Below are 21,211 nucleotides of genomic sequence, written 5' to 3'. Positions count from 1 at the left end.
GCCGGGCCGCGCACACGAGCCGCCATCGCTGCGAATGTCCGCATGTGTCGGGCGATCGAGATGTCACCCAGGTGACGACGTTTGGGCCCGAGGTGTTGGCGGCACGCCTCAGCGCACCATGCGGATCTCGCGGAGGTCCTCCAGGGCGGGGTCGGTCAAAGAGGCCCCGTCCGCCCGAAACCGGTTGCGCTCGTAGAAGCGGATTGCGCGGGGATTGGCCTCGGCCACCCACAACTGCGCGGGCTCCTCGCCAAGAACGGCGTCGAGCAGTGCCTGCCCCGCCCCGCTGCCGTGGTGCTCGCGGAGGACGTAGAGCACGCGCAGCTCCCGCTCGCGGGCGGGGTCCGGTTCCACGGGGCGGCCATGCTCCGCGAACCCCACGATCGTCCCGTCCACCTCGGCCACCCGGATTCGTTCGCGTACGGTCGGGTCCGCGAGCAGCCCGGTCCACAGCCTCAGTCGGGCCTGCCGGGCGGCGTCCCCGAAGAAGTGCTCCGGCACGAGTCCCGTGTAGGTCTCGCGCCAGGACTGCACGTGGACCTCGGCAATCCTCGGGGCGTCCTCGGGCGAAGGCACTCGCAGGGCGAAAGGGGTCGTGGTCATGCGGGCATTCTTCCCCGTCCTGCTCGCGCGGGACAGAGGACGACGACGCCGCTGCACCAGGACCACGCGGACGTCCGCCTCTCAATGCCTGCAATAACGGAGCAAATGCAGATTCGCGGGCGCGATGCTGCATTTACTCCACCTCACAGCGTCCTGCTTGCCGGGCCACGCCTCGCACGACCCACGACGACGCCGCTACGCCAGGATCGCGCGGACGCCCGCCTCGAACTCGGCGTCCATAGTGGCGGTGGGTAGGTCCATCGACTCGCGGGTCTGCTGGGCGGTCACGGATCCCAGGGTGAAGCGGGTGAGCGTGAGGGCCACCGTCTCGGCGTCCGCCGGGCTCCTGCCCCGGTCCGTCAGCACCGTGATGAGCAGGGGAACGGGCTGCATCCCCATCGGGTCCAGGGCGTGCGCCACGCTCACCACGTCCGCGCCGTCCCGCACGGCGAGCACCGCGGAACGGAACCGGGTGATGAGCAGGAGCGCGGCGGCGTCGTGGTCCGCAGTGTGCGCGGGGCGGACCGAGGGGGTCTCGAGCGGCGCGACCATGCGCTGCGCGAGAACCGCGAGCAGCTCCTGCTTGTTGGCAACGTGCCAGTAGAGCGCCCCGGGCTGGACGCCCAGCTCCCTGGCCAGGCGGCGCATGGAGAGGTCACCGAGACCGTAGGTCTGCAGGATGTGCCACGCGGCATCCACCACCTGGCTGCGGTCCAGTGCCACGGCGTGCCTCCCTGCTCTCGTGCCCGGGTGCGGGCTCCGCGGAAACTCTACCGAGTAGGGGTGGGTGGGCTGTGTGCTGTGCGGGCGCCGTCGTTCGGGGCCCTGCCGGCCCAGGGGAGGCTCGGACGCCCGGTCTGCTCGCGATGGTGCGTTCTGCGAGGCCAGACCGTCCGCAAGGGGCGTCGTCGCCGGGGCGAGTCCTGGTGGGCGCGCGTGCTCCCGTCACGAATTGACTTTCCTGAACACCGTTCAATAATTGAACAATGTTCAAGAACCCCGCAGAGCTGGCCGAGCGCGTTCTCGCCGGCACCCCCGTGACCCCGGACGAAGCCCTCGAACTGCTGCGCACCGACGATCCCGGCATGCTGGATCTCGTGGCGGCCGCCGCGCGCCTGCGCCGCAAGCACTTCGGCATGACCGTGAAGGTGAACTACCTGGTCAACCTGAAGTCCGGGCTGTGCGCCGAGGACTGCGGCTACTGCTCCCAGCGCCTGAACGCCGGGACAGACATCCTCAAGTACTCGTGGCTGAGCCCCGAAAAGGCGGTGGAGCAGGCCGAGTACGGCATCCGCGGTGGTGCGAGCCGCGTGTGCCTCGTGGCGAGCGGTCGCGGCCCGTCCAACCGTGAGGTGAGCAACGTGAGCCGCACGGTCGAGGCGCTGAAGGAGCAGCACCCGGATGTGGAGGTCTGCGCATGCCTGGGCCTGCTCAAGGACGGCCAGGCGGAGACACTGAGCGGCGCGGGGGTGGACGCCTACAACCACAACCTCAACACCGCCGAGTCCCACTACGAGTCCATCTGCTCCACCCACACCTACCAGGACCGTGTGGACACCGTGGAGCGCGCGAAGGACGCCGGGCTCTCCCCGTGCTCCGGGCTGATCGTGGGCATGCGGGAGACGGACGAGCAGCTCGTCGAGGCGGTGTTCGCGCTGCGGGACCTGGGCTCGGACTCCGTGCCCGTGAACTTCCTCATGCCGTTCGAAGGCACGCCCCTGGCCGGCACGTGGCAGCTCAGCCCGCAGAAGTGCCTGAAGATCCTCGCCGTGGTGCGCTTCGTGTGCCCGGACAAGGAGATCCGGATGGCCGGCGGGCGCGAGATGCACCTGCGCTCGCTGCAGCCCCTCGCGCTGCACGTGGTCAACTCCCTCTTCCTGGGTGACTACCTCACCTCCGAGGGCCAGGCCGCCGAGGCGGACCTGGCCATGATCGCCGACGCCGGGTTCACCGTCCTCGGGGCCGGTCCGGATCCGTCCCGGGACCGTCACGTCGGCCCGGCGGCGGCCCAGGGGAGCGGTGCGGAGCAGGGCTCGGGGGAGCAGACGACGACGCCGTGCGGGTCCGTGTGCGGATCGGCCGCCGGTTCCTCGCCCGGTGACGTTTCCGCGCCGGGCGGTGGAAGCGCCCCCGCAGACGTGCCCCGGAGCGGACTTGCCGAGGCAGTCGGCAGTGCTCCCGAGGACGGTTCCCGAAATGCTGGCGATCCGGCCCGCAGCCGTAGTGCCGCGACGTCGTCCGCGTCGACCGGCACCGGCATGTCCCCGGCCCTCGCGGCGCTGCTGGGCTCGGGGGACGGCCCCGAGCGGGACGAGGACGAGACCCGGGTGGGACTGGAGCTGAGCCCGACCGTGCGGCGTCGTGGTGCGGGGACCTCGGTGGCGCCGAATGCCTGAGCCCGGCGCCGTGGGAAACATGCCGTCAGGGGAAAGTCTTGCCGCGCGGGACCGTGGGCTGCTGTGGCACCCGTACGCCGCGCTGGACGGTCCCGCCCCGTACACCGTGGAGGCGGCGGAGGGCGTGACCCTCACGCTCGCGAGCCCCGAGGGTGAGCGCATCGAGGCGATCGACGGCATGGCCTCGTGGTGGTGCGCGGTGCACGGATACCGGAATCCGGAGCTGGACCGCGCGGTTGTGGACCAGGTCACCGCCTTCTCTCACGTGATGTTCGGCGGGCTCACGCACCGCCCTGCCGTGGAGCTCGCCGAGCTGCTGGTGGAGGTGACGCCACCAGAGCTGCAGCACGTGTTCTTCGCGGACTCCGGATCGGTGAGCGTGGAGGTGGCCCTCAAGCTGGCTGTGCAGTACCAGGCGGCGCGGGGTCACCCGGAGCGGCGGCGCATCCTCACGGTGTGCGGCGGCTACCACGGGGACACCACTGGTGCCATGAGCGTGTGCGACCCCGAGGGCGGGATGCACGCCGAGTTCTCGGGTCTGGTGGCGGAGCAGCTGTTCGTGGCACCGCCGCCGGCGGCCACCACGCCCGACGGTTCCGTGTGGCACGCGGACGAGGGCTGCGTGACGCAGTGGATCGAGGACGTCCGGGCCACCGCGCGGAAGCACCGGGGTGAGCTCGCGGGGATCATCGTGGAACCCGTGCTGCAGGGCGCGGGTGGGATGCGCATCTACCACCCCGCGTGCCTGCGGGCGTTGCGGGAACTGGCGGACGAGCTGGACCTGGTGTTCATCGTGGACGAGATCGCCACGGGCTTCGGGCGCACCGGCAAGTGGTTCGCGAGCGAGTGGGCGGACGTGGTCCCGGACGTCATGTGTGTGGGCAAGGCCCTGACGGGCGGGTACATGACCCTGGCGGCGGTGCTCGTCTCCGCAGCCGTGGGGGAGGTGATCACCGCGTCCGAGCAGCGCGCGCTCATGCACGGGCCCACGTTCATGGCCAACCCGCTCGCGTGCGCCGTGGCCTTGCAGTCGGTGCGTATGCTCCGTGAGACATGGTCGGAGGACGTGGCACGGCTGTCCGCGGCCTTGAGCGAGATCCTCCCTGTGGCGGCGGACCTGTCGGTGGTCAAGGATGTGCGGGCGATCGGCGGGGTGGGGGTCGTGGAGTTCCACGAGGCACCGGATCCGGCACTGCTCACGCGCACGGCGCTGGAGCAGGGGGTGTGGTTCCGCCCGTTCGGCCCGCTGCTCTACACCATGCCGCCGTACGTGTGCACGGACGAGGAGGTCCGCACGATCGCCTACGCCCTGCTCCGGGCCGCCCAGCACGTGGAACTGCAGGCCGGGTCATGACTGCTGCTGCTTCCGCACGCACAGTGGATACCGCGGGACCGCTCGACGACTGGCTCCGCGAACGGCGTGAGCAGCGGGAGGAGGCGGGGCTGCGGCGTCGGCTGCGGCCCCTGCCTGCAGGCTGTGTGGACCTGGCGTCGAACGACTACCTGGGGCTCTCCCGGGACCCGCGCGTCGTGGCCGCGGCCCGCGCGGCGCTGGACGAGTTTGGAACCGGATCACGCGCCTCGCGCCTGGTCACGGGCACGCTGGGAATCCACGAGGGGCTGGAACGGGAGCTGTGTGCGCTCACCGGCCAGCCCGCGGCACTGGCGTTCTCGAGCGGGTACGCCGCCAACACCGGCGTGCTCACCGCGCTGGGGGATGCGGACACGCTCATCGTCTCGGATGCCCACGCGCACGCCTCGCTGGTGGACGGGGCCCGGCTGTCCCGCTCGCCGGTGCGGATCGCGCGTCACTCGGACGTCGCGCACGTGGCGCAGCTGCTGGCCGAGCGCTCGGAGACGCGCGCCATCGTGGTGGTGGAGTCGGTCTACTCGGTGTGGGGTGATCACGCGCCACTTCGGGACCTCGCAGAGATGTGCAAGCGGCAGAATGCCCTCCTGCTCGTGGACGAGGCGCACGGCATCGGCGTGGCCGGCGGAGGGCGGGGGCTCGTGCACAAGCTCGGGCTTGCGGGATCCCCGCACGTGGCGCTGACCCTCACACTGTCCAAGGCGCTCGGCGCGCAGGGCGGGGCGGTGCTCGGCTCACCCGCACTGCGGGAGCACCTGGTGAACACGGCGCGCCCGTTCATCTTCGACACGGCCCTGGCGCCGGCGTCCTCGGCGGCCGCGACCGAGGCCGCGCGGATCATCGGGGAGGCTCCCGAGCTGGCGGACCGGTTGCACGAGCGGGCGCGGTTCGTGGCCACCACGCTGAACGTTCCGCACGCCAGGGCGGCGGTGCAGTCCGTGCCCATGGTCACCCCGGAGTCTGCGGTTCGGGCCGCGGAGCAGCTGCGGGCCCGGGGAATCGCGGTGGGCTGTTTCCGTCCGCCGTCGGTGCCGGACGGCATCAGCCGCCTGCGCATCACGGCGCCGGGAAACATGGAATTACAGGAATTGTCGGGGGCGCTGGACCACGTTCGCGAGGTGCTGGCGGACGTGTCCGGGGGTGACCCGGTCACCCCGTGAGCGGTCCCGGGCTACGAGTCCACGCGTGCTGTTCCAGCGGTGGCTCAGGGGGAGCACGTCCCCGGGCGCGGCACGCAGGGCGTGGGCGGTCCTCGCTACGGTCCTTCGCCACTACATCAGCAACGGGCAGGAGACACCATGAAAAATCCTTTGAACGGCATCTTTTTGTCGCTCCCGCGCACCGTGGTGGTGACGGGAACGGACACCGACGTGGGCAAGACCTACGCCACGGCTGCTCTCGCGGTGGCCGGCTGGTACGCGGGGCGGCGGCGGATTGCCGTCTACAAGCCGCAGCAGACCGGCGTGCGCGGTGACGAGCCGGGGGACGTGCACGACGTCGCTCGGCTGGCCCGCGCCGCCGGCGTCCCGTCCGAGGCGCTCACCATGTCGGAGGGGCAGCGGCTGACCGAACCCATGGCGCCCCCTCCCGCCGCGGCCATCGACGGGGTGGAGCTGCTGCCGATCACGGCCCACGTGGCGAAAATCCTGGAACTACAAGAATCCCACGACCTCGTGCTGGTGGAGGGCAGCGGCGGCGTTCTCGTGGAGCTGGACGCAGACCGGCGCACGATTGCCGATCTGGCGGCGGCGTTGCAGCAGGAGGAGGCGCTCGGCGCGCAGACCGTCCTGGTGGCCCGCCCGGACCTCGGCACACTCAACCACACGCTGCTGAGCCTGGAGGCCCTGCTGCACCGTGGGGTGCGGGTGGCCGGTGTGGTGCTGGGCAGCTGGCCCCACGAACCCGACCGGTTGCAGGTCTCCAACCGGGAGTACCTGGCGGACCTCCCGGCGCTCGACGGGCAGCGCATCCCGCTGCTGGGTGCCGTCCCGCAAGGATGGGGGCACGGGAGCCGCTGATCGCTGGAAAGGCGGGGGCCGGCGTCGTCGTGCCGCTCTCAGCCCCCCGCCACCGTGGCCCCGTACAGCCGCTCGAACCGTTCGTGGACCAGGCGGTAGTGCTCCTGCGCCGCCTCGCGCGGGGAGTACGTGCCCGCGGGTTCTGGCGAGGACCGCTCGACGTCCGGCGCCAGCGACTCCAGCATCAGTAGCGCGTTGCCGCGGCACGTGGAGCGCTTCATGGTCTGGTGGATCACGGGTGTGCCCAGGTAGTCGCCCAGGATCTGCAGCCACGAGGGCAGCTCCTGGGTGACCCGCCCGGCGGCCACGATCCGCTCCACACCCGTGGAGGCGCTCTCCAGCTCGTCGGAGACGCGACGGTAGGACCCGGCGATCCCCTCGAGCATCCCGCGGGCCATGGCGGGTGCATCCGTGGCGGCGGAGACGTCCGAGAACACCGCCCGCGCGCTGCCCGCCCACCCCGTGGAGCGCTCACCCGTGAGGAACGGCAGCACGCCGGGGGTCTCGGCGCTCACGGGAGCGGCGGCGATCCCGTTCAGCACCTCGGTGTCCAGGGCGAAGGTGTCCTGCAACCAGCTCACGGCGCGCCCCACGTCGTTGAGCGCCCCGCCCAGCAGGCACCGGGAGGAGTCGATCCGGTAGCACCACAGCCCCGCGGGGATCTGCTGCGGCATGTGGTGCAGCAGCACCCGCATGGCGCCGGAGGTCGCGGCGGAGACCACCATGGTGTCCTCGTCCGCGCCGCCCACGCCCAGGTTCGCGCACAGCCCGTCCGCCACGGGGGCGAACCACTGCGCTCCGGTCAGTCCCCGCCAGCGTGCGGTGCGCTCCGGGTCCACACCCGGCAGCGGCTCGTGGGGTTCGAGGATCAGGGAAAGCATCTCCGCGGTGATCCCGGCGGCGCGCAGCATCCGCTGGTCCCAGTTGCCCGAGCGCCGGTTCAGCAGCCCCGTCCACGCGGCGGTCGCGGTCCCGGCTGCGGTGGTCCCGAGCAGCCGCAGCCACACGTACTCGCCAATGCTCAGCCACCGCTCCGCGGCTTCGAAGTCCTCCGGCCGGGTCTCCCGCAGCCACCGGAAGCGCGGCGCCAGGTAGCTCGTGTGCAGCCGCGCGCCCATCTTCTGCTGCACCTCGCGCTCGTCCAGCTCCTCCCGCAGCCGCGCGAGCTGCGGCGCGCACCGGGAGTCCGCGTACGTGAAGCACTCGGTCACGGCCCCGCCGTCCGCGTCCACGCCCACCAGGGAGGATGCGAAGGAGTCCAGCCCGACGCCGCCCACGCGCCCCGCGAGCTCCGGCCGGTCGCACACACGGTCCAGGATCTCCGTGATCTCCCCGACCACCTGGTCCGGGTCCATCACGGACGTGCCGTCGGACGCGGTGGTGAACTCGTGCGGCACCTTGTCCCGGTAGTGGCGCACGGGCGTGCCGGTGGCATCGTAGAGGGACCCGCGGGTCGCGGTGGAACCGATGTCCAGCGTCATCACCAGCGGATCCCGCGCGTCCGCCAGGTCCACGGCGAAGTCGGCGCCGTCGTGCGGGCGGGGAGTCTTCTTGTGCTTGCCCATGTCTCTCCTGATCCCGCGTCCGCCGCGGGCTCTCGGGTTCCGGTGGTCTGCGCCCCAGTCTAGGAACCGCCGCCGGGGGCGCCCGGGCCGAGAGCGTCTGAGGTGCAGTTCTGCCCCGGATGTCACGGAATTCCGGGGCAGAAGTGCACCTCAGGCGGTGCGGACCATGCCGCGGGGGACCGGCAGGCTCAGCGGGGCGGCTGAACGGTGGAGGGCGGAGGGGTGGGGGTGGTGACGTGAGCGGTGAGGCGGGCGGGGAAGTGGCCGTGCGGCGTCGTCGTCGGCGGGCGGGGGAGTAGGGGTGGAGGGTCCGGGATGTGAGATCCGTGACCGCGATGTGAAACCCGCCCCGGGGCCGCGCGTAGGCTGGGACGCAACACGTGTGCCGGGGCGGGGTTGGAGAGCGACGGCCCGCCCCGGCACTGTCTTTCGGGAAGGAACCACAGTGCCGCAGCTGCGTTCAGCAACGTCCACCACCGGCCGCAACATGGCGGGAGCGCGCGCCCTCTGGCGGGCCACGGGCATGGGGAGCGAGGACTTCGGGAAGCCGATCGTGGCGATTGCGAACTCGTTCACGCAGTTCGTCCCCGGCCACGTGCACCTCAAGAACATGGGTGACCTGGTGGCGTCCGCGGTCCAGGAGGCCGGGGGCGTGGCCAAGGAGTTCAACACCATCGCGGTGGACGACGGCATCGCCATGGGCCACGACGGCATGCTGTACTCGCTGCCTTCGCGGGACATCATCGCGGACTCCGTGGAGTACATGGTCAACGCCCACTGCGCGGACGCGCTGGTGTGCATCTCCAACTGCGACAAAATCACCCCGGGCATGCTCATGGCGGCGCTGCGGCTGAACATCCCCGTGGTGTTCGTCTCCGGCGGACCCATGGAGTCCGGCGAGGGTGTGGAGGGCGTGGTGGAGCACCGCGTGGACCTGGTGGATGCCATGTCCCTGGCCGTGGACGAGTCCGTCACGGACGCGCAGCTCGCGCAGATCGAGGAGAACGCGTGCCCCACGTGCGGCTCGTGCTCCGGGATGTTCACCGCCAACTCCATGAACTGCCTCACCGAGGCGCTGGGGCTCTCCCTGCCCGGCAACGGGACCACCCTGGCCACCCACGTCAACCGGAAGCGGCTGTTCCTGGAGGCCGGTCGGCGTGCGGTGGAGTCCGCCAAGAAGTACTACGAGCAGGACGACGAATCCGTGCTGCCGCGGAACATCGCCACCAAGGCCGCGTTCGAGAACGCCATGGCCCTGGACATCGCCATGGGCGGCTCCACCAACACCGTGCTGCACATCCTGGCCGCCGCGCAGGAGGCCGAGGTGGACTTCACCCTCTCGGACATCGACGCCCTCTCCCGCCGCGTGCCGTGCCTGGCCAAGGTGGCGCCGAACTCCACAAAGTTCCACATCGAGCACGTGCACCGCGCCGGCGGCATCCCCGCGATCCTCGGCGAGCTGCGCCGCGGGGGACTGCTCAACGAGGACGTCCACACCGTGCACTCCCAGACCATGGGCGAGTGGCTGGACGAGTGGGACATCCGCTCGGGCAAGGCATCCGACGCCGCCCGCGACTTCTTCCTCGCGGCTCCCGGCGGGGTGCGCACCACCCAGGCGTTCTCGCAGGCCAACGAGTACGAGGACCACGACGTGGACGCCGCCGAGGGCTGCATCCGCTCCGTGGCGCACGCCTACACCGCGGAGGGTGGGCTGTGCGTGCTGTTCGGCAACATCGCGGAGGACGGCGCGGTCATCAAGACCGCGGGCATCGACCCCGAGCTGTTCCACTTCACGGGCCGGGCGTTCGTGGTGGAGTCCCAGGACGAGGCCGTGCACGAGATCCTCTCCAAGAACGTGACGGAGGGGGACATCGTCGTCATTGCGTACGAGGGCCCCAAGGGCGGTCCCGGGATGCAGGAGATGCTCTACCCCACCAGCTACCTCAAGGGTCTGGGCCTGGGTAAGACGTGCGCGCTCATCACGGACGGCCGCTTCTCGGGCGGCACCTCCGGGCTGTCGATCGGGCACATCTCCCCGGAGGCCGCCGCGGGCGGGGCCATCGGCCTCGTGGAGCACGGGGACGAGATCGAGATCGACGTGGAGAACCGCGTGCTGCGGGTCAACGTGGACGACGCCGAGCTCGCGCGCCGTCGCCAGGAGAAGGGGGACGCCCCCTGGAAGCCCACCAAGCCGCGCGAGCGCCGGGTGTCCAAGGCGCTGAAGGCGTACGCGTCCATGGTGACCAGTGCGGACAAGGGTGCGGTGCGCGTCGTGGAGGACTGACCCCGCGCGGCACCCCGGATGGTCTCGGCCCGGGTGGGAATCGGATAATCTGTGCTGAATTGGTGTGGCAGCACACATTCTTTTCCCGCCCGGGCCCTCGCGCGACTGGAACAGTCCCACGGTCCGGGCATCCCCGAAGATCCCGGAGTTTTCCATGGAAGCACTGACCGAACTCGTCGGAACGGTGGGCGAGTACGTCTGGTACGTCGTCTTCGCCGTCCTCATCGGCGTGGGCCTGTACCTGACCGTCCGCACCAAGGCCATCCAGCTGCGCGGCATCCCCGAGATGTTCCGCGTGCTCACCGATCCGGCCGGTGAGGAGGACGGGCGCAAGGGCATCTCCTCGTTCCGCGCATTCACGGTCTCCGCAGCGGCTCGCGTGGGCACGGGCAACATCGCCGGCGTGGCCATCGCCATCACCCTGGGCGGACCCGGTGCCGTGTTCTGGATGTGGATCATCGCCGCGATCGGCGCGGCCAGCGCGTTCGTGGAGTCCCTGCTGGGCCAGCTCTACAAGGTCAAGACGTCGGACGGCTACGTGGGCGGCCCGGCGTACTACATGGAGCGCGGGCTCAACAAGCGCTGGATGGGCGTGCTCTTCGCGGTCATCATCACCGTGACCTACGGCTTCGTGTTCAACTCCGTGCAGTCCAACTCGATCGTGGACGCCGTGGCCGGCTCCTTCGACGTGGACGTCACCGAGGGCCAGAACATGTGGCTGCGCGTGGTGCTGGGCCTGGCCCTGGTGGTCATCACGGCACTGGTGATCTTCGGTGGCATCCGCTCCATCTCCGCGGTGACCCAGATCCTCGTGCCCGTGATGGCCGTGCTGTACCTGGTGCTGGGGCTGCTCGTGGTGGTCCTGAACATCACCGAGATCCCCGCCATGTTCGGCATGATCATCGAGGGGGCGTTCGGCATTCGCGAGTTCATCACGGGTGGTCTGATCGGCGTGATCATCCAGGGCATGAAGCGCGGTCTGTTCTCCAACGAGGCCGGCATGGGCTCCGCCCCGAACGCCGGCGCCACCGCGTCCATCTCCCACCCGGCAAAGCAGGGCTTCGTGCAGTCCCTGGGCGTCTTCTTCGACACCATGCTGGTGTGCTCCATCACCGCGTTCATCGTGCTGCTGTCCAACCCCACCTACGGGGACCAGCGCCAGGGTGCGTCCCTCACGCAGACCGCGCTGGGCATGCAGCTGGGCGAGTGGGCCGTGCACTTCCTGACCGTGGCGATCTTCCTCTTCGGCTGGTCCTCCGTGATCGGCAACTACTACTACGGCGAGTCCAACATCCGCTTCATGACCCGCTCCCGCGTGACCATGGGCGTCTACCGCTTCGCCGTGCTGGTGTGCGTGTTCATGGGCGCGGTGCTGGCCCTGGACCTCGTGTGGTCGCTCGCGGACCTGTTCATGGCGATCATGGCCACACTGAACCTCATTGCGCTGGTGATGCTCGCAGGTGTGGCGGCCAAGGTGCTGCAGAACTACATGGAGCAGCGCAAGGCTGGCGTGGAGCCCGTGTTCAAGGCGGGAGACATTCCCGGCATCCACGGCCTGTCCGCGTGGGACGGCACGGACACCGTGACCCTGCCGATCTTCTGGGAGCAGCGCACGCAGGAGAGGAACACCGCCCGCGGCTGAACCCTCCCGCGGGCGCACGGCGGATCCGTCCGCACCGGATCACGACGCCGCCCGCTCCCGTCCATGACGAAACCCCCGGTCGCTGCCGGGGGTTTCGTCATGTCCTGCAGGGTGTGCAGGGCGGGTTGCGGTGCTGTGGGAGGCCGCCCAGCGGCGTCGTCAGGAGGAGGACTTGTCCTCGCCGAGCTCCCGCTTGACCTGGACCTCCATGGCGCCGGTGAGGGCCTCGTTGTCCGCGGGGGACTCCTCGGTGGCGTCGCGCAGCTGGTTCTCGTTGTACTCGGTGAACTCCTTGGTCTCGTCACCGCGCTTGGTCATGAGTGCGCGGATGCGGGTGCGGCGCCCGGCTTCCACACCGATGGCCTCGCGGTTGCGGAACCACCAGATGAACATGACGACCACCAGCACCATGCCCACGTAGCCGATCACCGGGTACACCACGCTCATCAGCGTGCCGAAGCCCACCAGGCTGATCACGTAGCCCAGGACGCAGATGCCCAGGAACACCGGGACGTAGCGCTTGCGGTGGTTGACCGTCATGCGGCGGCCCAGCGCGTAGAACATGCTGATGGTGGTGTTGTAGATCATCAGGAAGGTCACGAACACCATGGCCAGGGAGGCCACCGGGTGCATGCTCTCGAAGAGCTTGAGCATGGGCACGTCCGCGTCCCCCACGGCGTCGAAGTTCACGAGCAGCGCGAACGCGTTCATCACCAGCAGGATGGTGTAGACCACGCCACCCAGCAGGCCGCCGCGCCCGGCGTCGCGCGGGTCCAGGGTGTTGCCGCCGATCATCAGGGACATGGACACGCCCAGCATCAGCGCCATGCAGGTGTAGTTGATCGCGGAGAGCCACCACGGGCTCACGGGGGAGTCGGCCTGCACGGCCAGATCGCTCATGGCACCGAGGTCCACGGGAAGCTGCATGAGGGTGTAGACGAACGCGACGATCACGGCCACGAAGATCACCGGGGTCACGGCGGAGATGATGTTGGTGACCTTGTTGACGTCCAGCAGACCGGTGAGCATCACGATGGCCACCATGATCGCGGAGCCGATCCACGCCGGGAGCCCGAACTGCTGCTCCAGGGTGGAGCCCGCGCCGGCGAGCATCACGATGCCCATGGCCAGCAGGGTGAGGGACACGGAGATGTCCAGGAAGCGGGAGACCACGGGGGCGGAGACGGAGCGGAACACCCCCAGGTGCTCGTCGGCCAGGAAGTAGCTGCCGATGTTGATGATCACCGCTCCCGCCGTGATCATCAGGATGCCCGCCACGACGGCTCCCGCGAGCCCCCAGAGGCCGAACGAGACGAAGTACTGGATGACTTCCTGGCCCGTGGCGAAGCCGGCGCCCACCATGAGGCCGATGAAGGCCAGGGCGACTTGAAGGGTTTTCTTGGCGGACACGAGAGCATCTCCTCGAGGGGTGGGTGAATGTCGTGGTGCGCACGCCGCGGCGTGACAACCTGTCGGGCCAAGCATAGAGAATGCGCCGGAGCCGGACCGCCCGGGCCCCGCGGCGGTGGGATACTCGAGGGCGGGCGACGAGTGGAGGGAGTGGCCGTGGTGCAGCAGTGGCAGTCGGATCTGGAGGCCTGGGCGGCGGGGTGGAACGCGGTCGAGGAGGACGCACCGCCGGGCGAGGTGCGGGCGTGGGACGGCGCCCTGCCCGGTGGGCGCGGTGACGGTGCGGTGCTCGTGTGCGAGCCCGGGCAGGCGGAGGAGGTTCGGGCCGCGGCGCGGGCGGCGGGCCGGGAGGTGCTGGCCACCGAGGTGCTGCTGAGCGGTGACGTCCAAGAGCTGGACCGCGGGCTGGGCTTCCCCGGGGATGCCGGGATGTTCGACGCCCCCATGGGGGACCACCTGCGCTTCGAGGTGGACGAGTGGGGCCGCCCCGTGGCGCACTCGACCCTCTCCGTGCAGGGGGAGGTGGCGTTCATGGGGCCGGTAGTCGCGGGCACCGCCGAGGACCGGGACCCCGCGGAGGTGGTGGACCCGCTGGTGTCCGCGATGGCCAACGAGGCGTTCCTGGCGGACGCGCAGCGGCTCTACGCCGTGGTGCCCGAGGACGACGTTCCCGGGCTTGAGCCCCAGGGGTGGCGGCGCGCGGCCGCCGTGCTGCGGCTCTCCTGAGCGGGTGGCGCCACCACAGCGCGCCTGAGCGGGCGCAACCACCAGTGCGCGCCTGAGCGGGCCGCACCAGCAACGCACGCGTGCGGGATGCCCGGGCACCCCGGGGCCGCGTCAGTCCTGCGTATCCCCGGGCGCGGGGTACCGGTCCGGGAAGCTGCGGTGCAGGTTCTCCCGGGCCACGGACGTGAGGTTCTCCAGCGGCAGCCCCGCGGGGCACACCTCTGTGCAGTCCCCCAGCAGGGAGCACGGGCCGAACTCCCGGTCCGCGGCGTCCAGCACCTTGGCGGCGCGCTCGTCACGCTCCTCGGGGGTCTTGGCCAGCGGCGGCAGGTGCTTGAGCATGGTGCCCACGAACAGCTGCCCGGAACCGTTGGGGCACGCGGCGATGCACGCGCCGCAGCTGATGCAGCCCGCGGTGTTCAGCGCCTTCATGGCCACCGGGAACTTGGCCTCCTTGGACACGCGCCGCAGGGACTTCTTGTCCACGGCGAGGTCCTTCGTGACGGGCAGTGCCCCGGCGCGCAGGGGCTCGATGAAGACCTCGTCCCCGTCCCGGTAGGCGTTCAGGGACTGCATGCACGAGGCCCTGTTGCGGTCCGGGCCGTGCGGCACGCCGTCCACGGTCACACCGCACTTGCCGCAGATGCCCTCGCGGCAGCCGTCGTCGAAGCTCACGGGCTCGTCCCCCTGGCGTTCGAGTGTCTCGTTGACGGCGTCCAGCAGCTCCAGGACGCTCATGTCCTCGCGGGCCTCCACGGGGTGGACGGTTTCGAAGCCCCCGGGGGTGCTGGCGTCCGCCTGGCGCCACACGTGCACGGTCAGCAGCATCAGCGCACCACCTTGAAAGATACGGCCAGGGGAATACTCGCGTTGCCCACGGCGACGACGGCGCCCACGGCCTTCGCGGCGACATCCACCCGGTGCACGCGCCGGGCCGTGGTCGTGAGCCCGGTGTCCAGTGCGGCCGTGCGCAGCCCGTGGACCATGTGCCCGGCCAGCGCGGCCATGGAGGCCGTGTAGAACACCGCCACCACGGGCCGGGAGAGGCTGCCCACCAGGTTCCCGTAGGCGTCCCCGTGCTCGAAGGACCGTGAGGCCGCCGGGCGGGTGCCCGTGGTCAGGTCCAGCACGTGGTAGGTCACGAACAAGCCGAGCACGGCGCCCGTGGACCGCATGGAGCGCGCGATCATTTGGGGGACCGAGCGGCGTCGTCCCCGAGGGCGCCTGCGGGGGGCGTCGGCGTCGAAGCGGCCCGGGAGGAGGGCACCGTCGAACGGGGCGCGACGGTAAACCTGCGCTGTGCCCGTCATCTGCCTGGGCACGCCCATGGGCCGTCCGGGCAGCGCGAGGCGGGGGCGCCGGTCCACCACCGTGGCGACCTGCCGCGTGACCTGCCGGACGGTTCCCGCCACGGTGCGTCCCTCGGCGCGCCAGGCCCGCAGGGTCAGCTCCGTGCCGGCGGCCACGTGGGTGGCCGTGCTCGCGAGCAGTCCGATCCGCGCCGCCCACAGCAGGGTGTTCGCGGGCAGGACCGGCGCGCCCGCGTGGCGCAGCAGCAGCGCGTAGCGGTTGTACCGCTCCCGCCCCAGGTAGACCTGCATGTTGCCCGCCATGTGTCCCACGGTGAACACGCTCAGCACGGTCCCGGAAGCGGCCATCGCGAGTTTCAGGTCTGCGTTCGACGCCGCTCCCACCGAGGCCTGCCACGCGCCCGTGGGCGCCGGGGCGGCGTCGTCGGCGGTGGCGGGTGCGGCCCGGCGCGTCGGCGGCGCAGCGGTCGGTGCGGTGCCCTGGCGCGAGGGAGGGGTGGCGGGGTTCATCACTGAGCCATCTTAGAAGCTCCCCGGGAGGGCCATCAGTTCCCGGGGTCACACGCGGTCATGCCCGTTCCGCCCGGGCACGGCACCCACCCCGGGGGCGCACGACGCCGCTGCAGTGCGTTCCGAGCCCATGTCCCCCCCCGGGCGTCTTGCTCAGGGGCGGCTGCGTGGCGCCGCCCTTGAGGCGCCAGCCGTGGTGTGTGAGCGTGGAGCCCATGCAACCCGGATACGACCACCTCGCCGCGGAGTACGAGCGCGCGTTTCCCGAGGCCTTCCGCTCGCCCCTGGAACGCGGAGTCGTGGCCGCGTTCGCCGAGCAGGTGAAGGAGTGCGCGGCGGAGGGCTCCGTGGTCGACGTGGGGTGCGGGACGGGTCACGTGACGGCGGCGCTCGCGGCGGCCGGTGTCCCGGTGGTGGGCGTGGACCCCTCGCAAGCCATGCTGGAGATCGCACGGGCGGCGCATCCGGAACTGCGGTTCGTGCGCGGCACCTGCGATCCCGTCACCTGGACGCAGGCCCTGGGTGCTGACGAGCCGCCGGCCGCCGTGCTGGCGCGGTTCAGCCTGATCCACGTGGCCCCGGACCGTGTGCCCGGGATCCTGCGCTCGTGGGCGGAGCGCCTGCCGATCGGCGGTGTGGTGCTGGTGGCGTTCCAGGCCGTGGACGGCGGTCGCGCCGTGGTCTCCTTCGACCACGCGGTGGCTCCCGCGTGGCGCTGGCACCCGGACGTGATGGCGGACCATCTCCTGCGCGCGGGCCTCACGGAGCGGTGGCGGACGGTGAGCCGCCCGGACGCGGACCACCGGTTCCCGGAGTGCCACCTGCTCGCGGTCAAGGAGACGTCCGAGCCACCGGCTGTGCCGGTGAGCAGGGGGTGCTCGGTGGACGGGTGCTGAGCGGTCCCGGTGGCTACGTGGGGCCAACAGGTCACCGTGAGAACCAGACGATCGATGTAGGACGTGGGAATGAGCGGCAAGGCCAAGGAGTGGGGCGTGCTGGCGGAGCTGTGCCTGGTGCTGGCGGGGATCCCGCTGGCGGTGATGGCTCCCCAGGTGCTGTGGCAGGTCTTCGGGGAGCACCAGGCCACCGGGCCGCTCACCCTGCTGGAGCAGTTCCTGGCCACGTGCGTGGTCCTGGTGGTGCTCATGCTGGTGGACACGCTGGTGGACGCCGCGTTCCTGGCCCTGACTCACAACAAGGTGGCCACCCAGATCTGCTCGGCCGTCGTGTTCGTCCTGGTGATTGCCGCGCTCTTTTCCGTGTGGGTGCCGTGGTCCGTGGGGCTCGTGCTGGTCAGCGTCGTCTCGGTCCTGCTGGTGCTGCTGTTCTCGAAGCTCACGTCCGAGCGGTACCAGGGATTGCTGGAGCGGGACGGCTGAACTCGGGGCCGTGATAGCTTCGATCTCCACACAGCGGACCCCGGGCACCAGAGGCGAGTCATAGCAACATCGCGAGCGCCCCGACGGGAGAACATCATGAAGCGGAGCACTGCCCGGAAGTGGGACCGCGCCCAAACCTATGTCGGCTGGGTTGCCATCCTCCTTCTGGGGATCAGCCTGACGGGCAGCGAACTGAACATCGGGCCGGTCAACGTCTCTCACTCGCCGTGGCTGGGCGGGCTCGTGTCCCTCGTCGCCCTCCTGCAGATCGGCGTGAACATCCGCCGGGATGTGCGGGCGGCACGGCAGGCGGCGTCCCCCTAGACGTTCCCGTCCCCCGCCAGCACCAGGGGCCGGGATGCCGTCCGCTCATTCCCCCGTGGCCGCGTCGAGCGCCTCGCGGATCAGTTCCGCGTGCCTCGACCGGCGGACGACGCCGCCCGGTCCAGGTCGTCTCGTCGGTCGCGCCAGCCCGCGGCGATGTTGCGCCCCGGTGCGGCGTCTCGGCCGCCGCGCGCGGATGTTACTCCCGAGTTGAAATGGTCCCGCGAGCCGGTGTTCTCCCCGTGTGACGCGGCCTACAGTGACAGTGCAGCCCACATGTGAAGTGCACATCCGAACACGCTGCAAAGGAGTCAGCCATGAAGGTTTTCGGTCACGCAGAACCCGGTGCGCCGGCGGAGGAGATCGAGCTGGAGAAGCCCCAGCTCACGGGTTCCGAGGTGCTGGTCCGCGTCACGAACTCGGGGGTGTGCCACTCGGACGTCCACTGCCAGGACGGGTACTTCGACCTGGGCAGCGCGGGGCGTCGCGAGCTGACCGCCTCGGGCGCACAGTACCCGGTGGTGTTGGGCCACGAGATCGTGGGAGAGGTGGTGGAAGTGGGCCCGGAGGCCACGGTGCAGCCGGGGGAGACCAAGTACATCGTCTACCCCTGGGTCGGCTGCGGTGAGTGCCAGGCCTGCCAGGAGGACCGCGAGAACTACTGCAGCGGCGCCAAGCGCAACCTCTCGGTGGCACTGAACGGCGGCTACGCGGAGGAGGTCCTGGTTCCCGGGGACCGCTACCTGGTGCCACTGGGGGACATCGACCCGTCCTTCGGCGCCACGCTGGCCTGCTCCGGGCTGACGTCCTACTCGGCCATCCAGAAGATCATGCCGGTCCCCGCGGACAAGCCGGTCGCGGTCATCGGCGCCGGTGGCGTGGGGCTCATGACCATTGCGCTGCTGAAGGCCCTGGGCCACGAGAACATCGTGGCGGTGGACATGAGCGAGAAGGCACTGGAGAACGCCACCGCAATGGGTGCCACGGCCACCGTGGTCGCGGGTGGCGAGGCACCCCACAAGGACATCGTCGCGGCCGGCGGCGAGAAGATCGCCGCGGCGATCGACCTGGTCAACAACGGGGACACCTCCAACGCCGCACTGTTCGCCATGGCCAACGGCGGCACCCTGGTGAGCGTGGGCCTGTTCGGCGGCCAGTACCAGTTCCCCACCGCGCTCGCCGCGTTCAACCTGCTGAACATCCGTGGCAACTTCGTGGGCAGTCTCCCGGAGCTCAAGGAGCTCGTGAAGCTCGCCCAGGACGTGGAGCTGCCCCGGCCGCCCATCGTGGAGGTTCCGCTCAGCGCAGAGCAGGTCAACGCGTCCCTGGACGGCCTGCGCAACCGCACGCTCAACGGCCGCGCGGTGCTCGTCGCGGACTGACCTCGGCCCCAGGCACAGAGCCGTGCCGCACGACGACGCCGTCGCCGCCCCGATCTCACGGGTCGGCGACGGCGTTCGCGCACCCGGGCGCGGAACGCGCACGCGGGCACACCCCAGCGCGGCCCGGCTTCCCCATGCCGCACCCGGGCCGCCCGGCTCCGAGTGGGCGGCACGGAGTGGGCGGCGCCGAGGGGACGGACTGTGCCCACCCGGCCGTGCGGCGTCGTCGTCCGGGGTGGTGTCAGAGCAGGCCGGAGGTGAGGCGGCAGATGTTCTCCACGTACTTGCGCCCCAGGGAGCGCTGCTCCCACGCGGCCACGTCCAGGAGCATGGAGCACGCCGTGAAGTCCTCGACCACGCGCTCCATGCGGGCGCGGAACTCCCGGTCCACGATCATCACGGAGACCTCGAGGTCCAGGGCGAAGGAACGCTCGTCCATGTTGGAGGAGCCGATCACGGAGACGATGTCGTCCACGAGCACGAACTTGGCGTGCAGCACCGTGGGGGAGCTGTAGCGGTAGATCTCCACACCGGCGCGCGCCAGCTCGGAGTAGTACGAGTTCTGGGCGTGCTGCGCGAGGAACTGGTCCGAGGTCTCTCCCACGAACAGCTGGATCTGCACCCCGGCCTGCGCCTCCGTGGTGAGGGCGTGGAGCAGGGACTCGTCCGGCACGAAGTACGGGCTGGAGATCACCACCCGGCGGTTGGCGTTGTAGATCAGGTGGTTGAACAGCCGCAGGTTGTTCTCGGTCTCGAAGCCGGGCCCGGAGGGGACCACCTGCGCGTACGCGGGCCCGGGGCTCGGCTCCAGGGCGGAGGGGGACTCGTCCAGCAGCAGGTCGTCCGTCTCGGAGTACCAGTCGGAGACGAACACGGCGTTGAGCTCCGTGACCACGGCGCCGGTGCAGCGGATCATGAGGTCACGCCACTGGCGGCCCTTCCGGATGTTCTTCCGCTTGTTGTACGAGCGGTGGATGATGTTCTGCGAGCCCGTGTGGGCCACCCGCCCGTCCACCACCAGGATCTTGCGGTGGTTGCGCAGGTCCGGGCGCTGCCACTCCCCGCGCCACGGGCGGATGGGCAGCATGCGGCGCCACGGCACACCGCAGCGGTCGAACTCCTTGACCAGCTCGGCGTAGCCCGGGTAGCCCAGGGAGCCCACGTGGTCGATGAGGATGCGCACGCGCACGCCCCGCTCGTGGGCCCGGATCAGGGCGTTGAGCAGGTCGCGGGAGACCTGGTCCACGGCCACGATGTAGAACTCGAAGTGCACGTAGTCCGTGGCGGCGTCCACGTCCGCGGCCATCCGCGCCATGTTCTCGTGGTTGTCAGGAAGGATCTCGAAGTGGTTGCCGCCCACCATGGGCAGCGCACCCAGGTTCTGGTTGAGCTCCGCCGTGGTGCGCACCCACTGGGGGTAGCGCTCCAGCTCGCGGTCCACGACCACCCCCGGGGGAGTGTTCTCCTGGATCACGTGGTTCATCCGAGCCTGCTGCTCCATGCGCTTGCGCGGCAGGCGGGCGGAGCCGAGCACCAGGAACAGCACGATCCCCGCGTACGGCACCAGGAAGATGGCCAGCAGCCACGCGAGCGCCACGGACGGGCGGCGCCGGTGGGGGATCCAGCCCAGAGCCACGATCTTGAGCAGCAGGTCCAGCCCCGCGAGGGCCACCAGGATCCACTCGGGCAGGGTGTCCGCGGGCAGCAGGTTGAAGGGTATCCAGGGGCTCACGGGAGAGGCTCAGGGGCGCGGCAGGCGGTAGGAGTCCTCCGACCCGTCGGAGGGCACCGGCTGGAAGCCGCACCGCGCGAGGACGTGGTGTGCGGGGTGCTCGCCCGTGGGCACCGAGGCCTGGACCGCTCGCACGTCGGGATCCTCGAACGCCTCCTCGAGCAGCGCGCGCAGCGCCTCGGACGCGAGCCCCTGGCCCCGCAGCTGCGGCACCAGCGAGCCCTCGACCTCGAGCTCGTGGTCCATGGCGGGACCGGCGAACCCCGCCGCACCGACGACCTGCCCCGAGGAGCGCTCCACCACGGCGCGCTGGGCGCACCGGGACTCGGTGAAGAAGTGCTCCCCGGCGGCCAGGGCGTCCCGCGCCCAGTCCTGGTTCTGAGCGGAGGGAAAACCCTGCGCGAAGTGGGGCATCCCGTTCCCTGCCGCGACGGCCTCCAGCTCGTCCCGCGTGAACGGTCGCAGCTCCAGCCGCTGCGTGACTATCGGGGCCGGGGGCTCGGCGCCCGGCAGCTCGTCCAGCATGCCCATTCCCTCCAGAGTCTCTCGTGCCGCCCGCGC

At 70.7% G+C, this 21,211-nt stretch carries 19 protein-coding genes; 11 read left to right on the top strand and 8 right to left on the bottom strand.

Annotated elements, in window-relative coordinates; translation table 11 throughout:
• Window positions 1-108: 108 nt before the first annotated feature.
• On the bottom strand, window positions 109-603 hold the full coding sequence (locus P8S73_RS06155) for a GNAT family N-acetyltransferase (RefSeq protein WP_019309868.1): 495 nt from the start codon (window positions 601-603) through the stop codon (window positions 109-111).
• A gap of 195 nt (window positions 604-798) precedes the next feature.
• Window positions 799-1,326, bottom strand: coding sequence for a TetR family transcriptional regulator (locus P8S73_RS06150; protein ID WP_019309869.1), 528 nt, complete (start codon window positions 1,324-1,326; stop codon window positions 799-801).
• A gap of 263 nt (window positions 1,327-1,589) precedes the next feature.
• On the opposite strand from P8S73_RS06150, the gene bioB reads away from it, so the two are divergent.
• The 4 genes from bioB (at window position 1,590) to bioD (ending at window position 6,386) form a co-directional block, all read left to right on the top strand.
• Window positions 1,590-2,999, top strand: coding sequence for a biotin synthase BioB (bioB, locus tag P8S73_RS06145; RefSeq protein ID WP_396350255.1), 1,410 nt, complete (start codon window positions 1,590-1,592; stop codon window positions 2,997-2,999).
• A gap of 19 nt (window positions 3,000-3,018) precedes the next feature.
• Window positions 3,019-4,353, top strand: coding sequence for an adenosylmethionine--8-amino-7-oxononanoate transaminase (gene bioA / locus P8S73_RS06140; protein WP_035885159.1), 1,335 nt, complete (start codon window positions 3,019-3,021; stop codon window positions 4,351-4,353).
• Entirely contained in the window at window positions 4,350-5,528 is a 1,179-nt protein-coding gene (locus P8S73_RS06135) for an 8-amino-7-oxononanoate synthase (protein WP_059281755.1), read from the top strand. Before bioA ends, P8S73_RS06135 begins: the two co-directional genes overlap by 4 nt.
• 138 nt (window positions 5,529-5,666) lie before the next feature.
• Window positions 5,667-6,386 (top strand): dethiobiotin synthase, encoded by a 720-nt coding sequence (gene bioD, locus P8S73_RS06130; protein ID WP_029603179.1) that lies wholly within the window; start codon window positions 5,667-5,669, stop codon window positions 6,384-6,386.
• A 38-nt stretch (window positions 6,387-6,424) separates the two neighbouring features.
• Here the strand turns inward: bioD and P8S73_RS06125 are convergent, their stop codons facing one another.
• Entirely contained in the window at window positions 6,425-7,951 is a 1,527-nt protein-coding gene (locus P8S73_RS06125) for a gluconokinase (protein ID WP_019309874.1), read from the bottom strand.
• A gap of 445 nt (window positions 7,952-8,396) precedes the next feature.
• Here P8S73_RS06125 and ilvD point away from each other — a divergent pair, with 445 nt between their 5' ends.
• Together ilvD and P8S73_RS06115 are read left to right on the top strand one after the other, a co-directional pair.
• Window positions 8,397-10,235 (top strand): dihydroxy-acid dehydratase, encoded by a 1,839-nt coding sequence (gene ilvD, locus P8S73_RS06120; protein ID WP_239357561.1) that lies wholly within the window; start codon window positions 8,397-8,399, stop codon window positions 10,233-10,235.
• Window positions 10,236-10,389: 154 nt separating this feature from the next.
• On the top strand, window positions 10,390-11,877 hold the full coding sequence (locus tag P8S73_RS06115; protein ID WP_396350254.1) for an alanine/glycine:cation symporter family protein: 1,488 nt from the start codon (window positions 10,390-10,392) through the stop codon (window positions 11,875-11,877).
• Between the two features lie 159 nt (window positions 11,878-12,036).
• On the opposite strand, the gene P8S73_RS06110 is transcribed toward P8S73_RS06115, so the two are convergent.
• The gene (locus P8S73_RS06110) at window positions 12,037-13,287 is read right to left on the bottom strand and encodes a hypothetical protein (RefSeq protein ID WP_396350253.1); all 1,251 of its coding nucleotides are present in this window, start codon (window positions 13,285-13,287) and stop codon (window positions 12,037-12,039) included.
• A gap of 150 nt (window positions 13,288-13,437) precedes the next feature.
• Between P8S73_RS06110 and P8S73_RS06105 the strand changes: the two genes are divergently transcribed.
• Entirely contained in the window at window positions 13,438-14,013 is a 576-nt protein-coding gene (locus P8S73_RS06105) for a hypothetical protein (protein WP_259900846.1), read from the top strand.
• A 111-nt stretch (window positions 14,014-14,124) separates the two neighbouring features.
• On the opposite strand, the gene P8S73_RS06100 is transcribed toward P8S73_RS06105, so the two are convergent.
• Together P8S73_RS06100 and P8S73_RS06095 are read right to left on the bottom strand one after the other, a co-directional pair.
• On the bottom strand, window positions 14,125-14,841 hold the full coding sequence (locus P8S73_RS06100) for a succinate dehydrogenase/fumarate reductase iron-sulfur subunit (protein WP_239357574.1): 717 nt from the start codon (window positions 14,839-14,841) through the stop codon (window positions 14,125-14,127).
• Window positions 14,841-15,833 (bottom strand): hypothetical protein, encoded by a 993-nt coding sequence (locus P8S73_RS06095; protein ID WP_135010737.1) that lies wholly within the window; start codon window positions 15,831-15,833, stop codon window positions 14,841-14,843. Before P8S73_RS06095 ends, P8S73_RS06100 begins: the two co-directional genes overlap by 1 nt.
• A gap of 215 nt (window positions 15,834-16,048) precedes the next feature.
• On the opposite strand from P8S73_RS06095, the gene P8S73_RS06090 reads away from it, so the two are divergent.
• From P8S73_RS06090 to P8S73_RS06075, 4 genes are all read left to right on the top strand, one after another.
• Window positions 16,049-16,729 (top strand): trans-aconitate 2-methyltransferase, encoded by a 681-nt coding sequence (locus tag P8S73_RS06090; RefSeq protein ID WP_121566441.1) that lies wholly within the window; start codon window positions 16,049-16,051, stop codon window positions 16,727-16,729.
• A 69-nt stretch (window positions 16,730-16,798) separates the two neighbouring features.
• Window positions 16,799-17,212: a hypothetical protein gene (locus P8S73_RS06085; protein ID WP_121566440.1), complete on the top strand. Its 414-nt coding sequence runs from the start codon at window positions 16,799-16,801 to the stop codon at window positions 17,210-17,212.
• Between the two features lie 96 nt (window positions 17,213-17,308).
• Entirely contained in the window at window positions 17,309-17,536 is a 228-nt protein-coding gene (locus tag P8S73_RS06080; protein WP_101888244.1) for a hypothetical protein, read from the top strand.
• A gap of 317 nt (window positions 17,537-17,853) precedes the next feature.
• Window positions 17,854-18,918, top strand: a complete 1,065-nt coding sequence (locus P8S73_RS06075) for an alcohol dehydrogenase (protein WP_121566439.1) — start codon at window positions 17,854-17,856, stop codon at window positions 18,916-18,918.
• Between the two features lie 241 nt (window positions 18,919-19,159).
• Here P8S73_RS06075 and cls read toward each other — a convergent pair whose 3' ends face one another.
• On the bottom strand, window positions 19,160-20,650 hold the full coding sequence (cls, locus tag P8S73_RS06070) for a cardiolipin synthase (RefSeq protein WP_396350252.1): 1,491 nt from the start codon (window positions 20,648-20,650) through the stop codon (window positions 19,160-19,162).
• A 9-nt stretch (window positions 20,651-20,659) separates the two neighbouring features.
• Window positions 20,660-21,181, bottom strand: coding sequence for a GNAT family N-acetyltransferase (locus tag P8S73_RS06065; RefSeq protein ID WP_102613961.1), 522 nt, complete (start codon window positions 21,179-21,181; stop codon window positions 20,660-20,662).
• Between the last annotated feature and the right edge of the window lie 30 nt (window positions 21,182-21,211).

The organism is Kocuria sp. ChxB, assembly GCF_044359605.1.
Classification (GTDB): Bacteria; Actinomycetota; Actinomycetes; order Actinomycetales; family Micrococcaceae; genus Kocuria; species Kocuria rhizophila.
This window is presented reverse-complemented; position numbering and strand designations above follow the sequence as displayed.